Origin of the sequence: Desulfobacter sp. UBA2225 (genome assembly GCF_002348205.1) — a bacterium.
Taxonomy (GTDB): Bacteria; Desulfobacterota; Desulfobacteria; order Desulfobacterales; family Desulfobacteraceae; genus Desulfobacter; species Desulfobacter postgatei.
The window spans coordinates 1-5471 of sequence record NZ_DDYV01000213.1; the positions used below are offsets into that span (position 1 = coordinate 1).

12 protein-coding genes and 1 tRNA gene are annotated in these 5471 nt (G+C 46.8%); 3 read left to right on the forward strand and 10 right to left on the reverse strand.

What is annotated here, in order from left to right; genetic code table 11:
* The 3 genes from B3D59_RS10715 to B3D59_RS10725 form a co-directional block, all read left to right on the forward strand.
* A partial coding sequence (locus B3D59_RS10715; protein WP_286819703.1) for a lytic murein transglycosylase occupies window positions 1-473 on the forward strand: 473 nt, incomplete at its 5' end.
* A gap of 73 nt (window positions 474-546) precedes the next feature.
* Window positions 547-762 (forward strand): PLDc N-terminal domain-containing protein, encoded by a 216-nt coding sequence (locus B3D59_RS10720; protein ID WP_286819704.1) that lies wholly within the window; start codon window positions 547-549, stop codon window positions 760-762.
* Between the two features lie 122 nt (window positions 763-884).
* Window positions 885-950 (forward strand) — tRNA-OTHER (locus tag B3D59_RS10725).
* A gap of 412 nt (window positions 951-1362) precedes the next feature.
* On the opposite strand, the gene B3D59_RS10730 is transcribed toward B3D59_RS10725, so the two are convergent.
* The 10 genes from B3D59_RS10730 to B3D59_RS18480 all read right to left on the reverse strand — a co-directional run bounded on the left by B3D59_RS10730 (window position 1363) and on the right by B3D59_RS18480 (window position 5455).
* Window positions 1363-1869, reverse strand: a complete 507-nt coding sequence (locus B3D59_RS10730) for a putative molybdenum carrier protein (protein ID WP_286819706.1) — start codon at window positions 1867-1869, stop codon at window positions 1363-1365.
* An 84-nt stretch (window positions 1870-1953) separates the two neighbouring features.
* Window positions 1954-2184, reverse strand: a complete 231-nt coding sequence (locus B3D59_RS10735) for a hypothetical protein (protein WP_286819707.1) — start codon at window positions 2182-2184, stop codon at window positions 1954-1956.
* A gap of 69 nt (window positions 2185-2253) precedes the next feature.
* Complete coding sequence (locus tag B3D59_RS10740) at window positions 2254-2505, reverse strand: hypothetical protein (RefSeq protein WP_286819709.1); 252 nt, start codon at window positions 2503-2505, stop codon at window positions 2254-2256.
* The gene (locus B3D59_RS10745; RefSeq protein ID WP_286819711.1) at window positions 2495-3016 is read right to left on the reverse strand and encodes a hypothetical protein; all 522 of its coding nucleotides are present in this window, start codon (window positions 3014-3016) and stop codon (window positions 2495-2497) included. The genes B3D59_RS10740 and B3D59_RS10745 overlap by 11 nt, the downstream gene beginning before the upstream one ends.
* Before the next feature lie 2 nt (window positions 3017-3018).
* Window positions 3019-4026, reverse strand: a complete 1008-nt coding sequence (locus B3D59_RS10750) for a hypothetical protein (protein WP_286819713.1) — start codon at window positions 4024-4026, stop codon at window positions 3019-3021.
* Window positions 4023-4145, reverse strand: a complete 123-nt coding sequence (locus B3D59_RS10755; protein ID WP_286819714.1) for a hypothetical protein — start codon at window positions 4143-4145, stop codon at window positions 4023-4025. The genes B3D59_RS10750 and B3D59_RS10755 overlap by 4 nt, the downstream gene beginning before the upstream one ends.
* A 6-nt stretch (window positions 4146-4151) precedes the next feature.
* On the reverse strand, window positions 4152-4355 hold the full coding sequence (locus B3D59_RS10760; protein WP_286819716.1) for a hypothetical protein: 204 nt from the start codon (window positions 4353-4355) through the stop codon (window positions 4152-4154).
* On the reverse strand, window positions 4342-4488 hold the full coding sequence (locus B3D59_RS10765) for a hypothetical protein (RefSeq protein WP_277004766.1): 147 nt from the start codon (window positions 4486-4488) through the stop codon (window positions 4342-4344). The genes B3D59_RS10760 and B3D59_RS10765 overlap by 14 nt, the downstream gene beginning before the upstream one ends.
* 275 nt (window positions 4489-4763) lie before the next feature.
* Window positions 4764-5144, reverse strand: coding sequence for a DUF3102 domain-containing protein (locus tag B3D59_RS10770; protein ID WP_286819718.1), 381 nt, complete (start codon window positions 5142-5144; stop codon window positions 4764-4766).
* 152 nt (window positions 5145-5296) lie between these two features.
* On the reverse strand, window positions 5297-5455 hold the full coding sequence (locus B3D59_RS18480; RefSeq protein ID WP_414646533.1) for a transposase: 159 nt from the start codon (window positions 5453-5455) through the stop codon (window positions 5297-5299).
* Window positions 5456-5471 lie beyond the last annotated feature (16 nt).

Consider the following 5471-nt stretch of genomic DNA (forward strand, 5'->3'; position numbering starts at 1 on the left):
GCAATCGCGCAGTGCTAAACACCCTGGCGACTATGGCAGCGCTTGCGGATAAGGCGCTTGCCGAGAGGGTCTGGCGGGCTATATCAAATAATAAAAGACCCGAGCGGGCCACTTTTAATAAAAAGGTGGATCAGAAAAGCAGATGGGGATATGAGGAGCTTAAGGCTCTGATCAGCTATGCCAATCGTGAAGGATTAGACCCTGTGGTCATTAAAGGGTCTTACGCCGGAGCCATGGGTATCCCTCAATTTATGCCCTCCAACGCGCTCTCGCTGGCAAAGGACGGCAATACGAACGGGCGGGTGGATTTGTTTGACCATGATGACGCCATTTTTTCCGTAGCCAACTATTTAAAACACCATGGCTGGAAATCAGGCCTCAGTCGTCAGCGCCAGCACGAAGTCCTGTTTCAGTATAACCATTCCAACTATTACGTAGATGCACTGCTTAAGATTTCAGACAAGTTGAAATAACGGCAAATGCTTGACCTGCAGCAAAACGTGAGACCAATATCAATTGGTTTATAAAATATCGGGGGAAAATTAAATGACACCCAATGAACTTCTTTTATACATTCTTCTCATTGTCGGCCTCTCCTTTGTATTGACTATGATTGCTTTGATCGACCTGCTAAAAAAAGATTTCCCCACGCCAAAAGAAAAATTTGTTTGGCACCTTGTGGCCATTGTTCCGGTCATCGGCTGGCTTTTCTATTTTGCCCTGGGCGCTAAAAAGGGTACCCGTAAAAAGTTTGATTCATAGTAAATAGCATAGAAAAAAGTGTTTAGTATGGATATCCTATAGGTCTAAGATGCTTTAATTTTAATTTTGATTGACTTTTAAATCCAATCATAATAAGTATTCACCGCACATAATGATTATGTGGTCCCATCGTCTAGCGGTTANNTCTCACGCCGGAAACCCGGGTTCGATTCCCGGTGGGATCACCACCTTGATAATAAAGGCTTTCAGCGGTTTTCTGAGGGCCTTTTGTTTTTGTGAAAAAAGTCGCTCCCCACACTATTCCCCACACCCAAGAACTTTTTCGTTATTCCCCACACCTTGGGTATGGCCTTTCAACCGGCTGGGATTTTTTCCCCTGGCAGGATAAGAGTCTCGGTTCGGCTAAAAATATTGTCACTCACAAGAGCAGAAGCCGCAAAAGGAGCAAAAGCCCCAATCGAATTGTTTTGCTGATTTAATCCACGATCCCCGGCGGTTGGTATAGTTGCCTTCGGTATGACTTGACTCGTCCAGAGAACGAAAAATACAAGGTCGTTTTTTCACCAGGGCTTGGGAAAACATGGGTCACGTTATAAAACTCCTGAAAATTCAGGAGATAATGTGGGGATGCCCCTCAATTTATGCTGCCCACGGCAATAAGTCTTCATGTATCTCATGCCTCATAGACTGGTTCAATAAAACCGTCTGAATGATTTTAAACACCCGGCCATAAATCCCAGGATGTTTTGATTCACGGGACCCGGCCACATTCAAGACTTGAATGTCTGTTCTGTTTAACCACTCTTTCAATGTTTCTGCCGGGAATAACTCCTGGGACAGGTCAACATAAAGAAAAGGCCGTCCATGTTTTTGACATAACCGCCGCGTTAAAGCAGAGCCCCCGGATAGTGTTCCGAAGCTGAAAACAACCGTGCCATCAGAATCAATAATGTTCTGTTCGGTCCTCTTTGGATAACCTCCCCGGGTCATGGTCTGGAACTCAGTATATCTTCCAGGTAGCGGCCCTTTTTCTGTCTTCCTTCCCTTCGGCAGCCAGCCACCATAGGGAACACCACACGAAATTCCTGCATCAGCCCCGGCAATATCAGCACCGGTCTGACCTCCTGAGATTATTTTTTTTATCATCTGATTTGTTCTCCAATCATTGTGTGTAAAAGCCCCCGGCAGGGAAACGTCACCACCAAGGGCAAGAAACTAATTTGAATTTGTTTATTCACCCTGCGGCGTGGTTCTGCTTCTGTTTTTTAAATGAACCCTTTCCATGGCGTCTTCTATTGCCAGGGCTTTCCCTCTGATTTCATTCCAAAGGATTGTTCCTCGGGTGTCTATATCTGACAGATCGGGGTGCAATTCCTCCTCAAGCATACGCAGAAGTTCGTTTAACGGTTTAATCCCGTAGTAGATTATTTCCGAATGGGTAGTGGCGTCGTGTAAAAACATGATTGAAATTCCTCTCAAAATAAAAATTGGGGTTACTCCCTGGGTAGTGGATACCACCAGGGTTTATAATTATTTTCGGGCTATGCGGGCCTCCGGGATTTTCCGCCATTCCATGGCACCATCATACGGGTTACCGCCAACGGCCAGCCACATTTTATTATTTTCATCAATTGCAACACAGCCCGGTTCCCAGTGCTGCGGATCTCTGAGTTCATTCATCCAGCCGGATACTTCGTTTTCAAAAATTACAACCACGCCGCCCTTGAGGTCTGGCCGTTCATTTTGTCTGAATTCGTCGGCTATTTTTTTCTTAAATTGCATAGGTGGTCTCCTTTCCCTGCCCGGCAAGCTGTTTAAGTCCTGGCAGGTGAAGAAGACAATCTAACCCGATCCCGGCGGCATGTGCTTGATAAGCCCGGACAAAATCCCGGAACCACCATTTCAAGTCTGACTCAGCAACATAAGCAGCCCATGAGCCATACCTCCACCTGGTGGACATCAAGTATTGTGTAATAGTATCCTCGAATTCAGGGATTACCCCTTTGCCGTATCTGTGCAGGTGATCAAGGACCTTTCCGGCTTCTATTTCTGCCCGGTCCTTCACGCTGATCTTGCCACCCATGGCCTCGATAATATCGGCTGTTGTGGGCATGGTGTTGTATTTATGGTCCCTGATAAGCTTCACAGCAGCTTCGGATACCTGGTCAATGGAGAATTCCTTCAAGGCTTCAAATCTAAGCTTTAAGCCTGCGCTGGTGAATGTTGCCCCTGGATAATTATCTGCAATTGCCAGCATGATATCCGTAAATGCTTTGATATCTTGTTTTTCCATGATTAAGCCTCCGCACACATTGCGTCTACATCAACGCCCATTTCCATCAGGAATTGAGCAGCAACCATGCAATTTGTATCCATGGCTTTGTTGCCGGTCACCGTACCGTTTGGGAATTTAGCCCGTGGGTGAACCCATGCTGAACCATAAGCGCCCGGTCCCTGCATTGATTCAAGGAAGCCCACAGCCCATTTGTTTTTAAGCGTCTTATCCAAATAAGCCTTGTACTGCATACTCCCGCCCCGGACATTGGCGCCTGCATAAGCAATGGCCTCTTTCACCTCCCGTTCCGGGTAATCCACAATGGCCTTGTTCACCAGGGACAAAACCACAGGGCTCCGGTGCTGTGAAGGAATTAAATTTATAATCTCATGGGTGGGAGACGACGACGACGGCAAAGAAAGAACCTGGTCACAAATAACCGGCTCTGCCTCGCGCGCGCAAGTAGTCGTTGTTACCCTCAGTATTTGTTTAATATCAGTATTTATTATAGGGGCGGTTTGCTTGATTACGGTTTTCGACATATGGTTTTCCGCAATGTTGGCATCCTCAATATGGGCTTTCTTGGCTTGTATCGGCATGGTGCTTGGTTCCGGTTCGGGGTCCCCCAGGGTGATCAACTCCGGTTCGGCATCCTCGTTGTCTGGCCTCTCGGGGAGAACTGTCCCCTTGCAGGAAGAGGCGCGTTGTTCTGGTGCCGGGCGATCCCCGCAGGAGTTAACCGGGCTTTCATGAATGATATACTCCACCCCAACGATGCGCCCGTTCTCATGCCTGGTAACGTCTCTTTGGATGTATCCGGCATCTTCAAGCTCACGGATCGCTGACCTTATGGCGGTGTTGCCGTCTTTGCCGCTCTTCACCAGGTGGTTGATATTCAGGTTCCAATTTTCCGGACGGCACAACAGCCGAACAAGAGTCCCCCTGGCCTTATCGGAAATGGTTTCATCCAGCAGAACGGCATTGGATAGGATCGTGAAGTTTGATTTGTTTTCAGATTTTACGATCATAAGCCCACCTCCTGTTTATCATCTGCAAGGATCATGGCAAGGTCAGACTTCCCAAGAATTATTCCCGACTCAAGATAAGCGGCAAGCTTCGCCCGCAATTTTCTGTGACGTTTAACCATGGCTTCCTACTTATCGAGAAGTTCATCATAAGCTGATTCAATCTCATGGCCTGTGCTATCAAGAATATTGAAAATACCAAGCAAGGTATAAGCGTCAAGTTCCTGCGCTGCGCCGTCATCCTGGGCAATGCAAAAAAGCATCTGTTTTACACTCTGAAGATTCAATAAGCCGGATGTGATACACGGTTTACAATCTCTAAATACTGGCATTGCTCACCCCCTGTTTGGGCTCAAATTCAGGATTGTAAGGGGTAAAAGTTTCCATAGCGGCTCGGATTCTTGCAATGGGTATGCAGATATCTCCAAGGCAGGGACTGTTGGGTAGGATTACGACTGATTTCATTTGTACCTCCAAAACAAAATGGGGGTTAGGTGTCCTAAAGCTTACACAAGCTTTTCCGGCCCTTTCGGGAGCCCGGCACCATACCCCAATTATTTTTTGGATAACGCATATACAAATAAATATACCGGATTAACGGCCCGGTTCACCGGTGTAATTTAAGGAGCCTCAACTTTCCCAAATATCGGGGATCGTGTCAAGAACAAATTTCAGGCGTCTGGTACGAACCTCGTACCGAACCTCGAACCTCGTACCATATTGACCCGCGGCATGCTTTTTCAGCATTGTATCATTTTGTCATAGCTGCCTTGAAGCGCTTCTTTTCTGGCTTCTGCTTTGGCTTGCCTGACTTTTTCCTTGGCTTCCTTGACAGAGATGTTTGGTTCGCAGTCTTCGAGTAGCTTTTCGGGATCCGGGGCTTTGGTTAACTCGATGAGCACAGTGTTTGAAAAGCCCACTTGAGTGGGCTTTTGACCGAAAGTCTCATAAACGCGCATCAAGTTTTGACAGTGACTTTTCTTCAACCCGGTATACTGCTCAGCGATCTGCGTGAATGTCCCGTGAGGACAGGATTCTTTCAGCTCACAAAGCCGTTTGCCAAGATTAATTGCACTGTATTCAAGTTCATCCTTCGCCCGGTTCACAGCATCAATTTTCACCTGAATTTCAGGGGGTAATGGTTGTCACAAGATCGTTCAAATTAAATTCTATTCCTGCCTTCCCCAAGATTTTTATTTCAGGCAGGATAACAATATTTTCATAGGCCCATACAGGTATGGGATATCCAGCCAGCAAACAATATCATATTAGCCTATCCCAAAAATCCCGTAAGACAATTAGCCCAGAGGAGACAGACAGCAAACGTGACAAAACCAGCCCAATATTTGTTACGGCGTTCCCATCGGACAACCAGCCTCCTGTACTTTCGCTGTAGCCATGCGAAAGTTCTCTCGACTTTCCAGCGATCAATCGGTTTGTTGGGAGGT

Coding starts and splice junctions, on each gene's coding strand:
- B3D59_RS10745 (WP_286819711.1), bottom strand. CDS start 3,016: ATGGAAAAACAAGATATCAAAGCATTTACGGATATCATGCTGGCAATT.
- B3D59_RS10740 (WP_286819709.1), bottom strand. CDS start 2,505: ATGCAATTTAAGAAAAAAATAGCCGACGAATTCAGACAAAATGAACGG.
- B3D59_RS10765 (WP_277004766.1), bottom strand. CDS start 4,488: ATGAAATCAGTCGTAATCCTACCCAACAGTCCCTGCCTTGGAGATATC.
- B3D59_RS10755 (WP_286819714.1), bottom strand. CDS start 4,145: ATGGTTAAACGTCACAGAAAATTGCGGGCGAAGCTTGCCGCTTATCTT.
- B3D59_RS10750 (WP_286819713.1), bottom strand. CDS start 4,026: ATGATCGTAAAATCTGAAAACAAATCAAACTTCACGATCCTATCCAAT.
- B3D59_RS10760 (WP_286819716.1), bottom strand. CDS start 4,355: ATGCCAGTATTTAGAGATTGTAAACCGTGTATCACATCCGGCTTATTG.
- B3D59_RS10720 (WP_286819704.1), top strand. CDS start 547: ATGACACCCAATGAACTTCTTTTATACATTCTTCTCATTGTCGGCCTC.
- B3D59_RS10735 (WP_286819707.1), bottom strand. CDS start 2,184: ATGTTTTTACACGACGCCACTACCCATTCGGAAATAATCTACTACGGG.
- B3D59_RS10730 (WP_286819706.1), bottom strand. CDS start 1,869: ATGATAAAAAAAATAATCTCAGGAGGTCAGACCGGTGCTGATATTGCC.